The organism is Methylobacterium sp. CM6257 (assembly GCF_054611515.1).
The window spans coordinates 5534872-5552978 of the sequence record NZ_CM137735.1 but is presented as its reverse complement, the minus strand read 5'-3'; the positions used below and the strand labels follow the sequence as shown (position 1 = coordinate 5552978).

Sequence of the window (18107 nt, the reverse complement as noted above, 5' to 3'; positions counted from 1 at the left end):
GCGTCGTCCTACCGCGGGGCCGCGTCTGCGAACGGCTTAGTGGTGGTCGCCGGCACGGCGCGCACCCGGTCGCCGTCGCGCAGGAAGCTCCCGGCGCGGGCGACCACGTTCTCGCCGGCGGCCACGCCGGAGCGTATCTCCGTGAAGCCTTCGGCGGAGAGGCCCGTTGTCACGGCCCGCGCCTCGACGCGCCCGTCCTTGGCCACCAGCACGCTGGCGCGACCATCCGCGGCGTAGAGCAGGCTGGAGACCGGGACCGCGACACCCGTGCGGCGGGCCACTTCCACGTTGCCGCGGGCAAAGGCGCCGATGCGCAGGGCCGGATCTTCCCCGAGCCGGATGCGGACCTTGCCCAGCCGGGTGGCCCGATCGACTTCCGGATAGACGCGGCGCACCTTGCCGCGCAATTGACGGCCGTCGTCGAGGTCGAGGCTCGCCGGATTGCCAACCTGGATGCGCGCCAGCGAGGTCTCCGGCACCTCGCCCTCCAGCTCGATCTCGCCCCGGGCGATCAGCCGGAACAGCGGCTCCCCCGCTGCACTGGCAGTGGCGCCGATCCGGGCAGTGCGCCGGTTGACGATCCCCGCCTCGGGCGCCCGGATGTCGGTGCGGGCGCGCCGCAGGGCGATCTCGGCGCCGGCGGCGCGGGCGGTGGCGAGGTCGGCCTGGGCGGATTGCAGGCCGCCCTTGGCGGCGGCGAGCCGGCCCTCGGCGCCCTGCGCTGCCGAGACGCGCTGCTCCAGAACGGCTGCGGTGGCGTTGCCGGTCTTGGCGAGCGCCTGGGCCCGCTCGAGCGCCTGCCTGGCTTCCAGGTTGGCGGCCTCGGCCTGGACGATCTGGCTCCGGGCCTGGACGATGGCCGCCTCGGCCCGGGCGATCGCCGCCGCGTTCGAAGCCTCCTGGGTGGCGATCATCTCCAGCGACAGGCGCGCCAGCACTTGGCCCTTGGTGACGCGGTCCCCCTCCTCGACGAGCAGCTCGGTGATCCGCAGGCCCTCGACCTCGGGAGAGACGAGGATCTCGTCCCGGGGGACCAGCGTGCCGGTGACGACCGCACGCTCGACGATCTCGCGGTCCTCCGCCGGGACGACGGTGACCGCCGGCGCGATGGCGGCGGCATCGGGGACCGCAGCGGTCTCCACGGCGCGAGCGGGCGCCGCGGCGAGGATCGCGAGCCCGAACAGGAGACTGAGTCGGGACATGCGCCCGCGGACGGTCATCAAAACGGAAGTCTCGCTGGCAGCGCTGGACTGGAATCGTCCCTCTGTCGCGATGCAGGCCGGCGTTTTCATGGCGGGCTATCCTCGACTCCACCAAGAATAGCGCCTGCGGACAGCGCCGTCGCTGCGCCTCGCGCCGCAGGTGGATGGCGGATGCTGACCAGCAAATGTTTCGATTTTCCGAGCTGCAACCCGCCGTGAAGAGCAACGTTATCCGATCACAGGTCTTCGGGCGGCCTGATCGCGACCGGGGGAGGATGGGATGAGCATTTTTCAGATTCGACAGAAGAAGAGCGGCGCCGTGCTCTGGACCGGAGCGGCCGACGACGAGAAGACAGCGCTCGACGCCATGGCGCGCGAGGCCGGCTATCGGGACTTCTCGGCCCTGCCGGAGACGATCCGTGCCGACGGAATCGAGGCAGCCAAGCTCGATCTGATTTCCTGAAGCTCCGCGCGACGTCGCGCTGAGTTGCACAGGCGTCAGTCACCGTCGATGGACGCCTTTTTCATGCCCGGTCGAACCGCCGAGCGAGATCCTCAATCACCGCCGCGCAGTCGCGAACCGCGTCCGGCGCGTGCAGGCCGGCAATGATGGCGGGGTCGAGGGCCAGTCCGGCCTGGACGAGGCCGGGCCACGCGGAGGCATCGGGCCAGCCGGGATGCACGACGGCTGCGCCGAGCCGGGCCAGGGCGGCGGCCTTCTCGGTCTGCTCCCCGTAGGCTCGCTCCTCCGGCAGGCAGATGAAGCGCTTGCCCTGGGCTGTGGCGAGCGCCACGAGGCCATCGCCGCCGCCGCCGACCAGCAGGGCTGCTCGCGCCACCCGGGCCTCGACGTCGGTGACCCAGCCGTGCAGATGCAGGTTGTCCGGCCTCTGGCCCGAGCCCGATATCGGCCCCAGAACGTGCCAGGGCCGGTCGGGGACGGCGCGGGCCGCTGCGGCGAGCGCCGCGAAGTCGCCCCCCGCGCCGCCGCGGCCGAACACCACCACGATCTCCCGGCCCGCTTCGGCGACCGGTTGCGACGGCGCGCCGAGGAAGCCGGCGTAAAAGGTCTTGGCCCGGACCCAGTCGGGCACGGTCTCTCCGTCGAGCGCCTTGGGGAAGGGCGCGAGTAGCCGCGTCGCGCTGCGGAAGGCTTCAAGATGCGGCCGGTCGGTCCGGGTGCCGGCCAGCCGCACCACCAGCGTCGGGACCGACAGGAGGCGCGCGAGGATCGCGATCTCCACCGAGACGTCGACCACGATGAGGGCCGGCTCGGCGCGCGCCACCCACGCGGCGATGCGCGTCATCCGAGCCCGCACCCCGGGATGAGCCAGGGGGGCGTAGTGCAGCCCCTCCGGCCGCTCAGCCGCGCCGTCCCGTCCGTCGAATCCCGTCGTGCCGCCGAGCGGGCGGTCGTCGGGCAGGTCGAGGACGTCGAGCCCGCCGGTGTCGAACCCGGTGAGCGTCCCGATGATGGTGCAGGGGCGGGGCAGCGACGCCGCCACCGCGCGGGCACGCTGGAGATGGCCGGCGCCCTGGTGGTGGACGTACCAGCCGATTCCCCGGGTCACGCGGCGTCCCGCAGGGAGACGGCCAGGGCGTCGAGATCGGCGACCGCCCGGTCGAGGGGGCATTCCCGCGCCGGCGCAGAGCGCGTTTCGAGGATGCGGTCGGCCCGCTCCACGAAGGCGATGTCGTTGGCGCAATCGCCGATGGCGGCAAGATCGTGCGCGTCGAGCCCGAGCCGCGCGCAGGCCGCGGCGCGAGCCGCCGGCGCGAGATGGCAGGCCCGGCGCAGGGCGGCCCGGCGCAGGATCAGCGCCTGCCAATGCGCGGCCTCGGGCAGGAGGTAGGCCTCTCCGGCGAGCACGCGGGCGCGCCGCGCCATCTCGGTGGCCATGCCGCCCGAGACCCGGCCCTGATGGCGCGCCGAGACCATCACGCGCACCTCCGGGCAGTGACGCAGGCGGGCGCCGCGCTCGCGCAGCAGGTTCACCAGGGCATTGTCCTCGCCGCAGGGCAGGGGCGGCAGCCCGCCGACGGCGCGATAGAGGGCGACGGAGAAAGCGAGGCTCGCGCCGGTATGGTCGCCGTGGCGCGGAGCCGGGTCGTGCGGCGGCGGATCGAGGATGTCTTCCAGACGTCGGACGCCGGACCAGTACCGCTCGATGCGGGCGTGCAGATCCGCGAGTCCCGGATCGGTGGCCCCGTCATCGTCGATCACGAGCCGGCCGCCGACCACGTCCGCGTCTCGGAGCGCCCGCAGGTTCGCCGCGACCCAGCCGGCCGGCAGGCGCGCATCCGCGTCGGTGGTGAGGAGGATACCGTCCGGGCTTCCATCGGCGGTCAGCCAGTCGGCGCCGGCGTCGAGCGCCGCGCGCCGTGCCGTGCCGACATGAGCGTCCGCGCCGGTAAACCGTGCCTCGATCAGCCGAAGCGCGAGGGGCGCGAGGGTGCCCGAATCCTCCAGGGTACGGATGGCCGCGACGGTCCCGTCGGTGCAATTGTTGGCGAGCACCACGACCCGCAGCGGCGCCCGCGCCGAGACACCGTCCTGCGCGGCCAGGGAGGCGAGCAGCCGCGGCAGGCGCTCCTCCTCGTTCCGGGCGGGAATGCAGACGACGCAGGGCAGGGGGCCTGGGCGGACTGCGTCGGCGGTCATGTCAGGCTCGCCCCCCGGCGACGCGGAGCGCCGGCCGCGCCCGCTCGGCGCAGCGGGCTATCACGGACTCGTAGGCTTCCAGGTAGCGGTCGGTCATCGCGGCGGCATCGTAGAGCGCCTCGGCCCGCGCGCGGCAGGCGCGGCGCGACAGGCCTGCAGCCTCGCGGATCGCCACCGACAAATCCTGCGAATCGTCCGGACGCGCGAGGCGGCCGCATTGCGCGTCGAGGATATCGGGCATCGCGCCCCGGCGGAAGGCGGCCACCGGCGTGCCGCAGGCGAGCGCCTCGGCGACCACGAGACCGAAGGGCTCCTCCCAGCGCGGTGAGACGATCGCCACCCGGGCCCGGCCGAGATGATGGGCGAGATCGCGGTGGGAGAGATGCCCGAGATGCGTCAGGTCCGGCCCGAGCCGCGGGGCGATCTCGGTGGCCCAGTATCCGGGGTTGAGCTGCGGTCCCGCGAAGGTCAGCGGCAGCCCGGCGGCGCGGGCGGCGTCGATGGCGAGGTGCAGCCCCTTCTCGGGTACGATACGACCGGACCAGAAGGCGAAGGGCGGATCGTCGGCCTGCTCGGAGAACGCGAACGTCGAGAGATCGACGCCGTTATCGACCACCTGGGCGCTTGGTACGAGATGCGCCCATTCCTGCGCCAGGGACGGCGAGACCGCCAGGAACGCCATGTCGGGATCGGCCCGGACGACGCCGCTGACCAGGGAGTCGAACGGGGGCGTGTGCAGCACCGTCACCCAGGGAAGCCCGAGCCGGGCGCTCTCCCGGAGGGGCAAGGCATGCAGAGAATTATTGTGCACGAGATCGAAGCCGCCGGCCGCGACCATCTCCATCATCCGCCGGTAGGCGTCCTCCTCTGCCCGGTCGATCGCCTCCTCGCGTTCCGGATCCAGGAGGGCGTCCCCGGTCGGCTCGCAGAGCATCACCGGATCGAGCGCGGGATCCGACCCGCGGCTGGCGAATAGGGTCACATCGTGCCCGTGCCGCTTGAGCGCGACGGTGAGGAGATGCGTGTGCATCTCCAAGCCGCCGGCATAGGGCTGGCCGATCGGGTATTTCAGATGTGCGAGGACAGCGATCTTCACGCGCGCACCGAATCCGGTTGAATGGGGATTTCTGCCGCCCGCAGCGGCGCGAAAGGACTTCATTCCGCGGCGAGGGTGGCCGATATCATGCCGATTGTTTCTTCAACAAGCGTTTCACAGGCGACGCCGGAGCGACGACGAGCGCGACGCTGACCGCTTCCTAAGCTCAGCCGCCTGAACCGATGATGATCGAGCCGGTGGGGCACCCGTTCAGCCGCGGGCTCGTCCGAACCGGGCGAAACGTGGCTGTGGACCGCACCGGGCGGCGCCCGACGCGCTCGGCGGCGCGGTCGCGGGTCTCCGGGTCAGCTGATACGCTGCCGGTCAGGCCGCCCGCCGGTCTGCGTGCGCGGCGGAGGAGGGGGTGTCGATGGATCTTCCAGTCGGGCTGAGTGTGTTCGCGGTCGGCGTGGCGGCTCTCGCGGTCATCACTCTGGCGGCGGGGGTGAAGATCGTTCCGCAGGGCTACGTCTACACGGTGGAGCGCTTCGGCCGCTACGCCCGCAGCCTCGACGCCGGGCTCGGCCTGATCACCCCCTTCGTCGACCGCGTCGGCCGACGGGTCAACGTGATGGAGCAGGTCATCGACGTGCCGAGCCAGCAGGCCTTCACGCGCGACAATGCCGGCGTGACCATCGACGCGGTGGTGTTCTACCAAGTGCTCGATGCGGCGCGGGCCTCCTACGAGGTCTCGAATCTCGATCTCGCCGCTACGACCCTGACGATGACCAACATCCGCACGGTGGTCGGCTCCATGGACCTCGACCAGCTCCTCGCCCACCGCGACGAGATCAACGAGCGCCTGCTCCGGGTGATGGATGCGGCGGCCTCGCCCTGGGGCGTCAAGATCAACCGGATCGAGATCAAGGACATCGTGCTCCCGGCGGACCTCGCCGGGGCCATGGCTCGCCAGATGAAGGCCGAGCGCGAGAAGCGCGCGTCCATCCTGGAGGCGGAGGGGCAGCGCGCCGCCGAGATCCTGCGGGCGGAGGGGCGGAAGCAATCGGCGATCCTGGAGGCGGAAGGCCGGCGCGAGGCCGCCTTCCGCGACGCGGAGGCGCGCGAGCGCTCCGCCGAGGCCGAGGCGGCGGCGACCGGGATGGTCAGCCGGGCCATCGCCGAGGGCGACATCGCGGCCGCCAACTTCCTGGTGGCGGAGAAGTATGTCGATGCGGTCCGGGCGATCGCCACGGCGCCCAATCAGCGGGTCGTCGTGGTGCCGATCGAGGCGGCGGCCCTGGCCGGTACCCTCGGCGGAATCGGCGAGCTGACCCGCACCGTGTTCGGCGAGGCCGCGCCCCTGCGGCGCGCCGGAACGCCGCCCAACGTCACCCCGCCGCGGACCTGACGTCCGTGACGCTCGCCGCCATTCAGCAGGCCTTCGAGGCGCTTGGGGCCGCCTGGAGCTGGGTGATCGGCGGCCTCGTGCTGGCGGCCGCCGAGATCCTAGTGCCGGGCATCTTCCTGATCTGGCTCGGGCTGGCGGCGCTCGCCACCGGGCTCGTCACCGCCGCGTTCCCGTTGCCCTGGCAGGGGCAGACCCTGCTGTTCGCGGCGCTCGCGGTCATCCTGGCGGGGGTCGCCACCGCTCTTCAACGGCGCCGCGCCGCGCGGCAGGGATCCGGCCTCAACCGCGCCGACCGCGGCCTGATCGGGCGCGAGGCTGTCCTCGAAGCGCCGATCGTGGAGGGCACCGGCCGCGTCCGCTTCGACGATACCCTCTGGCGGGTCACCGGCCCCGACCTGCCGGCGGGCAGACGGGTGCGGGTCATCGGGATCAGCGGCACGGTGCTCCGGGTGGAGGCGGCCTGAGGCGTTCGCGCCGTGATGCGCGCTCGGGCATGGCCCACGGTTATTCGCCGGCCATCCCTCGGTCAGCCACCGGACTGCGAACCCGGGAGACGGATCCTTCTCGGCGCCCGACGGATTGCCTGCATCTGATCCACAGCGCAGTGCTCCATCACGCAGATGGCTACGGACTCGTGCGTAGCGCAGGCAAGCCGATGTCCGATCGCGAGCGCATCGCGGACATGCTGAGGCGGCAGCGGGTGCTGGCCGATTTCGGCGAGTTCGCGCTCCAGAGCCAGAGCCTCGACGAAGTGTGTGCCGAAGCCTGCCGCCTCGTGGGCGAGGCACTCGGCACGTACCGCTCGAAGGTTCTCGAGATCCAGGACGGCGGTCGGTGCCTGCTCGTGCGGGCCGGCGTGGGATGGGACCGCCCCGTCGTCGGCCTCCGCCTGCCGATGAGCGAGTGCTCCTCCGAGACGTATTCCATCAAGGCAGGCAGGCCCGTCATCACGCAGGATATCGGCAAGGAGACGCGCTTCGAGGCCCCCGCCTTCATGAAGGAAGCCGGCGTCGTCGCGCTCGCCAACGTGCCGATTTTTCTGCCCGGCAAGAAGCCTTACGGGCTTCTCCAGGTGGACGCCACGGAGCCGCGCGACTTCACCGAGGCGGATACCGAGTTCCTGCGCACCTACGCCATCGTCCTGGGCCCGGTGATCGACCGGCTCCACAAGGTGCATGACCTGCGCGCGAGCGAGGATCGCTTCCGCCTCGTCGTCGAGCGCGCGCTCGACTACGCCATCTACATCGCGGACCCGCAGGATCGCATCACCGACTGGCTGCCGGGCGCCGTTTCCGTGTTCGGCTGGCGGCCCGAGGAGATCGTCGGGCGCCCCGGCAGCTTTCTGTTCACGCCGGAGGATCGCGCGGCGGGTGAGGACAAGAAGGAGACCGACATCGCACGGCGTGAGGGCTCGGCTCCGAATGTGCGCTGGCACCTCCACAAGGATGGCTCGCGCATCTTCATTGAAGGTTCGACCACGGCTCTGCACGACGAGCGCGGCGCCGTGCAATGCTTCCTCAAGATCGGCCAGGACGTCACCCGGCGACGTGAGACAGAGGAGGCGCTCCGCGCGAGCGAGGCGCGCTTCCGGCAGTTCGCGGAAGCCGCCTCGGCCGCGGTTTGGATCCGGGACGCCGAGACCCTGCGCTTCGAGTATGTCGGGCCTGCCTTCGAGCGGGTCTACGGCGTTCCGCCCGGCTACGTGCAGGAAGGCGACGGTATGCGGGGCTGGATCAAGCTGGTCCTGCCCGAGGACCGCGACCGTGTGCTGGACGCGATCCGCTCCGTGCGGGCCGGCGAGCCGGTCACCTGCGCGTTCCGCATCCGGCGGCCCGTCGACGGGGAGGAGCGGTGGATCGAGAATACCAGTTTTCCGCTGTTCGACGCGGCGGGCCGCGTTCAGCGCATCGGCGGCATCGCGACGGATTTCACCGCGGTGAAGAGAGCGCAGCAGCGGCAGGACGTGCTGATCAACGAACTTCAGCATCGCTCGCGCAACCTGCTTGGGGTGATCACGGCGGTCGCCAATCGAACGCTGAGGCAGGGCGGCTCCGTCGCGGCGTTCGAGACGCGCCTGAAGGCCCTCAGCCGCGCCCAGGGGCTGCTCAGCCAGTTCGGCAGCGACACGGTCGAGGTCGGTGCATTGGTGCGTATGGAGCTGGCGGCGCACGGGGAGATCAAGCCGCCGAAGGTGGTCGTGACCGGCCCGAAGACGCACCTCACGGCGCGCCAGGTTCAGAACTTCGCGCTGGCGCTGCACGAACTGACGACCAACGCGGTGAAGTACGGCGCCCTGAAGGGCGGCGTGGGACGCCTTGCCGTGTCCTGGGTCACCGTGCGCGACGCGCGAAACCACGCGCGCCTGGTTCTCGACTGGGTCGAGAGCGGGGTCGATGTTCCACCCGATGCGACGAGGCGGCGCGGCTACGGGCGCGAGCTGATCGAGAACGCGCTGTCCTACGCGCTGCGGGCCAGGACTGCGTATGAGGTGAGCCAGGACGGCGTGCGCTGCCGGATCGAATTGCCGCTTACCTGACATGGATAAGCGCGGCGTGCCGGCCGATCTGCCAGAATAAATGGCTCGGCGGACGCATGAGAGGCTCCATGCCTGACGATGCAGGGCTGCTGGCGGGTCGTCGTGTGCTCGTGGTCGAGGACGAGTACATCATCGCCATGGAGCTGAATCGATGGCTGCAAGAGGCAGGCATCGAGGTGGTCGGACCGGTGCCGAGCGTGGAGCAGGCTCTCGACTTGATCGAGGACGAGAGCGCTCTCGATGCGGCGGTTCTGGATATCAACCTTGGCGCGGGCGAGACGGTCTACCCCGTCGCCGATCGGCTCGGCGCCTTGGGCGTGCCGTTCCTGTTCGCCACGGGCGAAGTCCGGGTCCGGAACGACCCGGGCTACGGCAATCGACCGCGCCTGGATAAGCCGATCATCGCCCCGGAACTGCTCCGCGCAATCGAGTCGCTCGTATCAGGCAGGCCCTGACGCGCCTGCCGGCCGGGGCCTCCGGACGCGCGGCCCGTCGTTCCTGCGAGCGCTGCGAAGCGGGTCAGCGGCGGCAGTTGCGACGATCCAGGGCCGCACCGCAGCGCGTCGCGGGGCTCGCGATGACCGACAGATCACGCTGACCGAGCCGTTCAAACGGGACCAGTCTCGCGCATGGTCCCGTTCTGCCTTCGCGGTCTCAGGGCAGGTCGGGGGCGGCGTCGCTCCTCAACCCGTGGCGCCCGTCAGCCGAACGCCCCGACCTCGTGCTGGATCATCCCGGAGATCTCGCGGGCTTGCTCGAACATCCGGCGGATCGGCTGGAACAGGTTGGCATGCTCGGCCTCGTAGGTGCCGACATCGCGCGGACCCGCCGGCTCGCCGAAATTGAGGCCCAGCGTCGGGTCGGGGGTGATCGGGAAGATCTCGTCCAGCAGCGTCAGGCAGCCGTCGATGTCGAGGCGCAGGAAACGCTCGAGGAGCTGCTCGCGGGAGATGCCGGCCTGCGGCCGGAAGCCCGGAATATGGACGGCCAGGAACCAGATCCGGTGGATCAGAGCGAGGCGCAGCGCGTGAAGCAGCGTCAGCCGCGCCGACATGCCCTGGAGGTCCGGGGCAGCTGCCGTCAGGGCGAGCCAGTCGCGGGTCAGCCGTCCGAACAGGCTCCGGAGCGACGGGGCGAGATCGAGGCGCTCGAGGGCGCCCGCGATCACGACGAGTTCGTCCCGGCGGAAGTCCTTCTGCGTCCGCCGCGCCCGTTCCAGCCACACGGCCGGATCGAGGGTATCGATATAGGCGCGCAGCACGTCGAGGTCCCCCACCGAGGCGGCGTGCTGCACCAGCCGGAAGGCGCGGGAGAACCGCACCGAATCGCGGCGCATGTCGCGGAACAGGTCGGGGCCGCGCTGGGCGGCGCGGCCGATCCCGTGCAGGGAATTCGCCAGGAAGCCGAGCTGGTGCAGGATGGCGTTGTTGGGTATCGCGCGCATCTGGCGCGGATGGGTGATGCGGGCCGGACCGCCATTGTCGGTCTGGCGCGCCACGGGACGCGAGCCGGTCCGGTCGATCAGGCTCGGTCCGAAGGTGCCCAGCAGCGCGGCGTAGCCCGGATCGTCCACCAGAGCCTCCATGTCCTGGCGGGCCGCGGTGAAGAACTCGAGGGCGAAGTCCGGCTCGGAGTAGATCGGGTCGTCCTGGGCGTCGGTACCCTTCTCGCTGTCATTGAGGGCATAGTCCGAGAACGTGTCGTCCTCCGCGACGTCGAGGGCGTAGACGTGCTCGGCGATGCGCGCGACGCTCGCCGCCGCCAGCGCCGCCGTGCCGTAGAGCAGGTAGCCGTCCGTGCCCTGGAAGCTCGATTCGAGACGGACCCGGATGCCGGCCTTACGGGCGCGGTCCCGGGCATCCTCGGGCGCCAGGTAGGCGAGGCGGTCGCGCAGCGACGTCGGATGGGCGCCGCGCCCGATCGATTCGCCGTGCGTGTCGAAGATCGCCAGCTCCACGTCCGACAGGCCGTTCTGGACCAGCATCTCGGTGATCCGCAGCCGCAGCCGCTCGATCCAGAAGGTCGCGGCGAGCTGCCCGACATAGCGGCCGGAATCCGAGTAGCCGAACTGCACGGTGAGCCGGCCGATGCGCTTGAGATACTGGCGCCAGTGCGGGTTGCGCAGGGCGTCGTCGAGCACGCGGATGCCCTGTTCCAGGGCGCTCGCCGTCTCGAACAGCGGCGTGATCTCCAGCTTGTCGGCGATGCCGTAATGGCGCGCCAGCCAGAGGGCGGCGAGGAGGGTGTAGCCGGTCTCGGTCTCGGCGATCAGGAAGCGCACCGGATGGGTGCCGTCGACGTGCTTGAGGATCTGGGCGATCGTCATCATCAGCCGGGCGGCCGAGGCCCGCTCGGCGGCCAGCGCCCCAAAATCCACCGCCACCGGGCGCACGTCGTTCAGGAGCGCGTGGACGCTGGCAAGATGCGAGCGGCGCCGTGCCGAATCCGTGGGCTCGCCCTCCAGGTCGACGACGCGGCGTACCGCGTTGTGGATCTGGCTTGCGTTCAGCCGGAAATGCGGGAGGGCGTTCGAGAGGCCGTGCGTCGCCACGCCCGCGCGCAGGATCGCGATGCGCCGCTTGTCGGCGTCGTTCCCAGCGGCCTCCAGCGCCGCGGTCAATCCGGCCAACAGGGCGCCGGCATCGGTCTGGGCGCGCTCGCGCTCGATGATGAGCGCCAGGGCGAACCGGTGTACCGATTCGAGGGACGGCTTGTCGCCGAGGCGGGGCGCGACGGCGAGCTGGCGGTTCACCGCAGCCAGCGCACCGTCCGCCAGGGCACGAACCTCGCGGCAGGCGGCGATGTCGGGCAGTTCGCGCATCACCCGGTCGAACTGCATGCGCTTGGAGATCAGCCGGTAGCGCAGGGTGTCCCACCAGCCGATATCGGTGCGCCCGTCGGTGTCGCAGCCGACCCAGCTGGCGATGGCGAAGGGGCGGGGCGTCAGCTCGGTCCAGCGGTCGGGCCAGCGGCCGCGGGCCGCATCGAGCAGCGCGCCGTTGAATGCGTCGAGGGCGAGCCGGCCGTTATTGGCCGCCACGCAGGCCTGCTCGAACTCGACATCCAGGGTGATCGGCACGTCCGGCCGGGTGGAGAGCGCGGCCGCGCGCTCGATCAGGCTGGCGCGGACCGCCTCGTCGGGCAGGCTCGCCGCCTCGGCGAGCAGGCTCGCCACCGCACGGGGCATGCCGAAGGTGGGATGAGCCGTGAATACCACCGCGAAGGCGGTCCGGTGGATGAACGCCGCGAAGGCCTCGAAGCTCTCCGGACGGTCGGGAACCGCCGCCACGAGGCGCGCCGGGATCGCCGCGTCGGGATGAGCCGGTCCGGCCTCGAGGCCGACATAGGCCCGCAGCCGCTCCGCCCGCGCCGCGAGGGCCGCCGCGCGCAGCCGCGCGAACAGGCCGTCGAGGTCGCCCGTGGAGATCTCGTTCCGGTCGAACCGGCGGGTGATCGCGAGGGTCACGGCCAGGACGGGATTCCGGAAGGGGTCCTCCCGGGCTTGGTCCCGCGCCGCCTCGATCAGGCCGAGGAGGTGCTCCTCCAATTCCTCGGGCTCGCGGCTCGGCTCATGCTGCATCGGTCGGTTCCGGCTCCGGTCTGCCCGCATCTACCCGGTCCCCAGGCCCACGCAAGGAGCGTTCCGCGCGGACTCGGTCCGCGAGCGTCGGTGGGCAGGCGCGGTCACGATCCCGAGCCCGCCGGATGCATCGGCCGGGGAGGCTCGCGCGGGGTCGCATGCTCGAGACAATAAACCCGGACATGCAGGCCTGCATCGATGCCCGCCTGTATCGCTGCCAGAGCTGCCTGCGGATGGCGCGAGCCTCCGCCCATTGTCCAGCCTGGGCTCGCCCGGCCCGTCCTCGATGCACTATCGATTCGGTCCAATCGCGCACAGAGGCAGCGTTCCGCGCGTGACGGGGTGACGACGCCCCTCGGCGCGGGTTAGAGCTTCAAGCCTGATGGAGCGCCTGCTGATCATCCTGGCTGTACTGGCTTTCGCCATAGCCGGCATTGCCGTCGCCGCGATGGCGGCCCGGGGTCGGCGCGAGCCCCTCCGCATGGGCTCCGAACTCGACGCGGAGGATGCGGAGATGTTGCTCGGCCCGATCGGCCCGCGCAAAAGCCCGATCGACCGGACGGCGCAGGTGCTCGACCCGCACGTACTCGACCTGGAAGCAACTGAATTGGAACCGATCAGAGCCCTCGACAGGACGGGGCGGATTGAGCCGCCGCATCGTGACCGGCCGGGGTCCGGACGATGAGGCTGTTCGCTCGGGGCGCGGCCGGCCTGCTTGCCGTGCCGGTCTGCCTCTCGGCCGGGCATGCGGCTCCGGCGGCCGCGCCCCAGCAGCCCCCGGTCCAGAGCGCGCCCGCCCCGGCGCTCGCGCAGGATTCGCTCACGCCGGCCGCCGGCCCCACCCTCGGGCAGCCCTGCGGCGCACGGGCCGCGCGCTTCGAAAGCGGCAAGGGGTTCAAGATGGTGATCACCCGGGCCGGGCAGGTGCGGACGACGAACCCGCTCAGGCCGCTGACGCCGGAGGTGAACGAGGTTCTTCAGGTCGTGATCGCCGGCAAGGTGGCCACCGCCTACGGGCCGGACTTCACCACCCTGCGGCGCGGCGGCGCCCCTGCCGGTGTCGAGGCGATGCTCGGCGGCCCGATTCGCTGGCAGCCGGCCCTGCCGACCTTTCCCGATCCGATCGCCATCGTCTCGGAGGAGGGCACGCCGATGGCGCAGCTCACATTCCGGGCCTGCGAGGAGCCGCCCGCCGTGAAGGCTCCGCCGAAGGTCGAGGCCCGGAAGAAATCCCCCGCCCGGCGCGCGGCGCCGAAGGCCGCGGCCGAGAAGGCCCCTCCGGGCTTCTCGATGCCCCAGGGCGCGATCGCCGAGTAGGAGCCTACTTCTGCTTGGCGATGACCTTGTCCTTGATGCCGTCGTAGACGTTTTTCGGGATGATCTTCTTGGAGACCAGATCGTCCTTGCCGCGATAGGGCCGGCCCTTGATGATCGCGGCGGCGCGGGCCGCGCCGATTCCGGGCAGCGCGTCGAGTTCCTCGGCGCTGGCGCTGTTGAGATCGATCAGAGCCCCCTTGGCAGCGTTCGGCGAACCCGCGACGGGGGCGCTCGGCGCCATGGGCTTGGCGGGCGCGGATGGTGCCGCGGTGCTGGGCGTCTGCGGCGCAGGCGCCTGGGCCAGGGCGGGAGCCGCGACGAGGCTCGATAGCAGGGCGAGGAGGGCGAGGGTCTTGGTGGAGGAAGCCATGGCGTTCTCCCGAGAGGCACGGCCCGCTTCGCGGCACCGTCGCCCTCTGCCTGACCTGCTGCGCTTGAACCCACGCTTAACGGTTGTGGTCCGGCGCCTCTAGCCATCGGCGGGGGGCGAGGCTATAAGCGCGCCCTCATCCGTATCCCGCGGTGTGCGAGGCGATCCTCGATCGAGGAGCCGCCCGCGCGCCGCTTTGTCCGCGGCGTCACGAAGGATCACAGCCATGGCCGTTCCGAAGCGAAAGACTTCCCCCTCCCGTCGCGGCATGCGCCGCTCGGCCGATGCCCTCAAGGCGCCGACCTATGTGGAGGACAAGGACTCGGGCGAGCTGCGCCGTCCGCACCATATCGACCTGAAGACCGGCATGTACCGCGGCCGTCAGGTTCTCAAGGTCAAGTCCGCCGAGGCCTGAGCCCGGTGACGGCGGCGCTGCGGCGCCGCCTCCCTTCACGATATCCGATATCGCTGGTGCCGCTCTGCGACGCGGTCGCGTCAGCCGAGGCGTCGCGCGCTCTCCGCGTAGGAGGCCGCGGCTATCCGCGTCCGTTCCAGGCGCGACGGAAGCAGCGTCAGATCGTGGGCCGTGAGCAGTTGCACGACGAAGCCGGCGCGGGGACGACCTGCGGCCGGCCTTTCCGGCGTGGCTTCATCGTCGCGGCGCGTGCCGGACAAGCCTCCCTCGATCACCGTCAGCGCGCGAGCCGGCGGTTTCCCGGATTCCGGAAGCGCGTGCTCGGCCGCATCCTGCGTAGGCCGGGCGGGCCTCACCTGTGCCGGGCCGAGACGGTCGCCTGTTCCGATTCGCACCATTGCAGCACCTGATGCACGTTTCCGTGCCGGTGTCGCAAAAGTGAGGCCGGCGTTTACTAATCGTCAACCGCCAATTCGGTCGCACCGGCCGATGATTATTTCTTTGCAAGCGCCTCCAGGCGCTGCTGCATCTCCAGCATCTGTCGCTTGAGGTCGTCCAGCTCGCCGCCGGCATAGGTCGTCGGCGTGGGCGCCGCCGGAGTCTGCGGCCCGGTGGCGGGCGGTGCGAATCCCGTGAACATTTTCATGGCGTCGCCGAAGAAGCTCATGTTCGTGCGCACCTGCTGCTCGATCGCGTTCTGGAACGCGGCCGGGCCGAAGCTCTGGGCGAACTTCTCGCGCAGGCCGTCCTGATCCTTGGCGAAATTCGCCATGGAGAATTCCAGGAAGCTCGGCACCATCGTGCGCATGCTGTCGCCGTAGAAGCGGATCAGCTGGCGCAGGAACGCCACCGGCAGCAGGTTCTCCGCGCCGGCCTTGTTCTCCTGCTCGAAGATGATCTGCGTGAGCACCGAGCGGGTGATGTCGTCGCCCGTGCGCGCGTCGTAGACGACGAAGTCCTCGCCGTTCTGGACCATCGTGGCGAGGTCTTCCAGCGTCACGTAGGTCGAGGTGCCAGTATGGTAGAGGCGCCGGTTGGCGTACTTCTTGATGACGGTCTGGGTGGCCTTGACGGTATCCGCCATCGGGAACGGCCTTTCTGGACTCGGGACCTAGGGGCGTTGCAGGCGCGCAGTGCAACCCGGCGGGGATCGTCTTCGCGCCCGCAACACGATCCTTAAAGCCTTCCAAGGGCGCAGAAAACAGCAAACTGCAGCTCTTCAACGCAGAATAATGCAGGCGATCGCCACGGGCGAAGCCATTTCAGTCTCGCGGGCGCGTCATCGGCGTGTTTTCGCACTTCGCTGCGCAACCTTGACTTCGCCGATCCGGCGCCCTTCATCCCAAGACCGACAGAGAGCGCGCCCGGGACGAGGAAGGCGCGCCGGCTCGCGAGAGGAGAACGTTCACATGGCAGGCAGCGAAGAGATCGTCATCGTCGGGGCCGCGCGCACGCCAGTCGGCTCGTTCGGCGGCGCCTTCGGGGCGGTGCCGGCCCACGAACTCGGCGCCACCGCGATCAAGGCCGCTCTGGAGCGCGCCAAGGTCTCGCCCGACGAGGTGGACGAGGTGATCTTCGGCCAAGTGCTTACCGCGGGCGCCGGCCAGAACCCCGCCCGGCAGGCCGCGATCAAGGCCGGCATCCCCGAGAAGGCTACCGCCTGGGGCCTCAACCAGGTCTGCGGCTCGGGCCTGCGCACCGTCGCCATCGGCATGCAGCAGATCGCCAACGGCGACGCCAAGATCATCGTGGCCGGTGGTCAGGAATCCATGTCGCTCTCGCCCCACGCGCAGTACCTGCGCGGCGGCCAGAAGATGGGCGACGTCAAGCTCGTCGATACCATGATCAAGGACGGGCTTTGGGACGCCTTCAACGGCTACCACATGGGCCAGACCGCCGAGAACGTGGCCCAGGCCTTCCAGCTCACCCGCGAGCAGCAGGACCAGTTCGCCACCCGCTCGCAGAACAAGGCCGAGGCCGCCCGCAAGGAGGGCCGTTTCAAGGACGAGATCGTCCCCGTCACGGTCCCGGGCCGGAAGGGCGACACGGTCGTCGACACCGACGAGTACATCCGCGACGGCGCCACCATGGAGGCGATGGCCAAGCTGAAGCCCGCCTTCACCAAGGACGGTACGGTCACGGCCGCCAACGCGTCGGGCCTCAACGACGGTGCCGCCGCCCTGGTGCTGATGTCGGCCTCGGAGGCCGAGCGCCGCGGCCTGACCCCGCTCGCCAAGATCAAGTCCTGGGCGACCGCGGGCGTCGACCCGAAGGTGATGGGCACCGGCCCGATCCCGGCCTCCCGCAAGGCGCTGGAGAAGGCCGGCTGGAAGCCCGCCGATCTCGACCTGATCGAGGCCAACGAGGCGTTCGCGGCCCAGGCGCTGGCGGTGAACAAGGACATGGGCTGGGACGACGCCAAGGTGAACGTCAATGGCGGCGCCATCGCCATCGGTCACCCGATCGGCGCCTCGGGAGCCCGCGTCCTCGTCACCCTGCTGCACGAGATGAAGCGGCGCGACGCCAAGAAGGGGCTCGCGACGCTCTGCATCGGCGGCGGCATGGGTGTCGCGATGTGTGTCGAGCGGACCTGATCGTTCTGTAACGTCAGTATCGGCTCACAACATAGACTTAAGGCCGAAGTCAGAAAAAATCGCGTGCGGACGCCATCCGCACGCGGCATCAAGTCGATGCGAACAGGAGGAAACTATGGCTCAAGGACGCGTCGCCCTCGTGACGGGCGGCACCCGCGGCATCGGCGCGGCGATCTCGAAGCGGCTCAAGGATAAGGGCTATCGGGTCGCCGCCAATTACGGCGGCAACGACGAGGCGGCCAACGCCTTCAAGGCCGAGACCGGCATCCCGGTCTTCAAGTTCGACGTGGGCGATCTCGCGAGCTGCGAGGCCGGAATCAAGGCCGTCGAGGCCGAGCTCGGGCCGATCGAGGTGCTGGTCAACAATGCCGGCATCACCCGCGACGGCGCCTTCCACAAGATGACCTTCGACAAGTGGCAGGCGGTCATCAAGACCAACCTCGATTCGATGTTCACCTGCACGCGTCCGCTGATCGAGGGCATGCGCTCGCGCGGCTTCGGGCGCATCATCATCATCTCGTCGATCAACGGCCAGAAGGGCCAGGCCGGTCAGACGAACTACTCGGCCGCCAAGGCCGGCGTGATCGGCTTCGCCAAGGCGCTGGCGCAGGAGAGCGCCTCGAAGGGCATCACGGTGAACGTGATCGCGCCGGGCTACATCGCCACCGAGATGGTGATGGCGGTGCCGGAGGAGATCCGCAACAAGATCATCGCCACGATCCCGACCGGCCGTCTCGGCGAGGCCAGCGAGATCGCGCACGCGGTCGAGTACCTCGCCAGCGACGAGGCCGGTTTCGTGAACGGCTCGACGCTGACCATCAACGGCGGCCAGCACTTCGTCTGATCGCCACCGGGCGCGCCGGGTTCAGGCCGGCGCGCCCGCGCGATGCCCTCAGGTGCGGCGTTCTTCCTGTCGCGATAACAGTATCGCCCACTATGCCGGGCGCCGCGGTGCGGCCCCGGGATGACGGAGGCCGACCTTGCGGC

18 protein-coding genes are annotated in these 18107 nt (G+C 70.4%); 10 read left to right on the top strand and 8 right to left on the bottom strand.

What is annotated here, in order from left to right; translation table 11 throughout:
* Positions 1–8: 8 nt before the first annotated feature.
* A complete protein-coding gene (locus ACYCO6_RS27095) occupies positions 9–1202 on the bottom strand; it encodes an efflux RND transporter periplasmic adaptor subunit (RefSeq protein WP_459765099.1) in 1194 nt (397 codons plus the stop codon).
* Between the two features lie 280 nt (positions 1203–1482).
* Between ACYCO6_RS27095 and ACYCO6_RS27090 the strand changes: the two genes are divergently transcribed.
* Positions 1483–1665 carry a hypothetical protein gene (locus ACYCO6_RS27090; RefSeq protein WP_459765097.1) on the top strand — a complete coding sequence of 61 codons (183 nt, stop codon included), beginning with the start codon at positions 1483–1485 and terminating at the stop codon, positions 1663–1665.
* A gap of 61 nt (positions 1666–1726) precedes the next feature.
* Here the strand turns inward: ACYCO6_RS27090 and ACYCO6_RS27085 are convergent, their stop codons facing one another.
* The 3 genes from ACYCO6_RS27085 to ACYCO6_RS27075 are packed head-to-tail and all read right to left on the bottom strand — an operon-like array spanning position 1727 to position 4960.
* Positions 1727–2773: a glycosyltransferase gene (locus ACYCO6_RS27085; RefSeq protein ID WP_459765095.1), complete on the bottom strand. Its 1047-nt coding sequence runs from the start codon at positions 2771–2773 to the stop codon at positions 1727–1729.
* Positions 2770–3864, bottom strand: a complete 1095-nt coding sequence (locus ACYCO6_RS27080; RefSeq protein ID WP_459765093.1) for a glycosyltransferase family 2 protein — start codon at positions 3862–3864, stop codon at positions 2770–2772. The genes ACYCO6_RS27085 and ACYCO6_RS27080 overlap by 4 nt, the downstream gene beginning before the upstream one ends.
* 1 nt (position 3865) lies before the next feature.
* Complete coding sequence (locus ACYCO6_RS27075) at positions 3866–4960, bottom strand: glycosyltransferase (protein ID WP_459765091.1); 1095 nt, start codon at positions 4958–4960, stop codon at positions 3866–3868.
* Between the two features lie 370 nt (positions 4961–5330).
* On the opposite strand from ACYCO6_RS27075, the gene ACYCO6_RS27070 reads away from it, so the two are divergent.
* The 4 genes from ACYCO6_RS27070 to ACYCO6_RS27055 all read left to right on the top strand — a co-directional run bounded on the left by ACYCO6_RS27070 (position 5331) and on the right by ACYCO6_RS27055 (position 9299).
* Positions 5331–6308, top strand: coding sequence for an SPFH domain-containing protein (locus ACYCO6_RS27070; protein ID WP_459765089.1), 978 nt, complete (start codon positions 5331–5333; stop codon positions 6306–6308).
* A gap of 5 nt (positions 6309–6313) precedes the next feature.
* Complete coding sequence (locus tag ACYCO6_RS27065) at positions 6314–6772, top strand: NfeD family protein (RefSeq protein WP_459765087.1); 459 nt, start codon at positions 6314–6316, stop codon at positions 6770–6772.
* A gap of 191 nt (positions 6773–6963) precedes the next feature.
* Entirely contained in the window at positions 6964–8844 is a 1881-nt protein-coding gene (locus tag ACYCO6_RS27060; protein ID WP_459765085.1) for a PAS domain S-box protein, read from the top strand.
* Between the two features lie 68 nt (positions 8845–8912).
* Entirely contained in the window at positions 8913–9299 is a 387-nt protein-coding gene (locus tag ACYCO6_RS27055) for a response regulator (protein WP_459765083.1), read from the top strand.
* Positions 9300–9544: 245 nt separating this feature from the next.
* On the opposite strand, the gene ACYCO6_RS27050 is transcribed toward ACYCO6_RS27055, so the two are convergent.
* Positions 9545–12424 carry a phosphoenolpyruvate carboxylase gene (locus ACYCO6_RS27050; RefSeq protein WP_459765081.1) on the bottom strand — a complete coding sequence of 960 codons (2880 nt, stop codon included), beginning with the start codon at positions 12422–12424 and terminating at the stop codon, positions 9545–9547.
* A gap of 382 nt (positions 12425–12806) precedes the next feature.
* Here ACYCO6_RS27050 and ACYCO6_RS27045 point away from each other — a divergent pair, with 382 nt between their 5' ends.
* On the top strand, positions 12807–13109 hold the full coding sequence (locus ACYCO6_RS27045; RefSeq protein WP_459765079.1) for a hypothetical protein: 303 nt from the start codon (positions 12807–12809) through the stop codon (positions 13107–13109).
* A complete protein-coding gene (locus ACYCO6_RS27040) occupies positions 13106–13741 on the top strand; it encodes a hypothetical protein (RefSeq protein WP_459765077.1) in 636 nt (211 codons plus the stop codon). The genes ACYCO6_RS27045 and ACYCO6_RS27040 overlap by 4 nt, the downstream gene beginning before the upstream one ends.
* 4 nt (positions 13742–13745) lie before the next feature.
* Here ACYCO6_RS27040 and ACYCO6_RS27035 read toward each other — a convergent pair whose 3' ends face one another.
* Positions 13746–14111, bottom strand: coding sequence for a helix-hairpin-helix domain-containing protein (locus ACYCO6_RS27035; protein ID WP_459765075.1), 366 nt, complete (start codon positions 14109–14111; stop codon positions 13746–13748).
* A gap of 226 nt (positions 14112–14337) precedes the next feature.
* On the opposite strand from ACYCO6_RS27035, the gene rpmF reads away from it, so the two are divergent.
* Entirely contained in the window at positions 14338–14526 is a 189-nt protein-coding gene (gene rpmF, locus ACYCO6_RS27030; protein ID WP_003601373.1) for a 50S ribosomal protein L32, read from the top strand.
* 80 nt (positions 14527–14606) lie between these two features.
* Here rpmF and ACYCO6_RS27025 read toward each other — a convergent pair whose 3' ends face one another.
* Both ACYCO6_RS27025 and phaR read right to left on the bottom strand, forming a co-directional pair.
* A complete protein-coding gene (locus ACYCO6_RS27025) occupies positions 14607–14786 on the bottom strand; it encodes a hypothetical protein (RefSeq protein WP_459765071.1) in 180 nt (59 codons plus the stop codon).
* Positions 14787–15019: 233 nt separating this feature from the next.
* Positions 15020–15610, bottom strand: a complete 591-nt coding sequence (phaR, locus tag ACYCO6_RS27020; protein ID WP_459765069.1) for a polyhydroxyalkanoate synthesis repressor PhaR — start codon at positions 15608–15610, stop codon at positions 15020–15022.
* Positions 15611–15935: 325 nt separating this feature from the next.
* Between phaR and ACYCO6_RS27015 the strand changes: the two genes are divergently transcribed.
* Positions 15936–17120, top strand: coding sequence for an acetyl-CoA C-acetyltransferase (locus tag ACYCO6_RS27015; RefSeq protein WP_459765067.1), 1185 nt, complete (start codon positions 15936–15938; stop codon positions 17118–17120).
* 115 nt (positions 17121–17235) lie between these two features.
* The gene (phbB, locus tag ACYCO6_RS27010) at positions 17236–17964 is read left to right on the top strand and encodes an acetoacetyl-CoA reductase (RefSeq protein WP_459765065.1); all 729 of its coding nucleotides are present in this window, start codon (positions 17236–17238) and stop codon (positions 17962–17964) included.
* Positions 17965–18107: the final 143 nt, after the last annotated feature.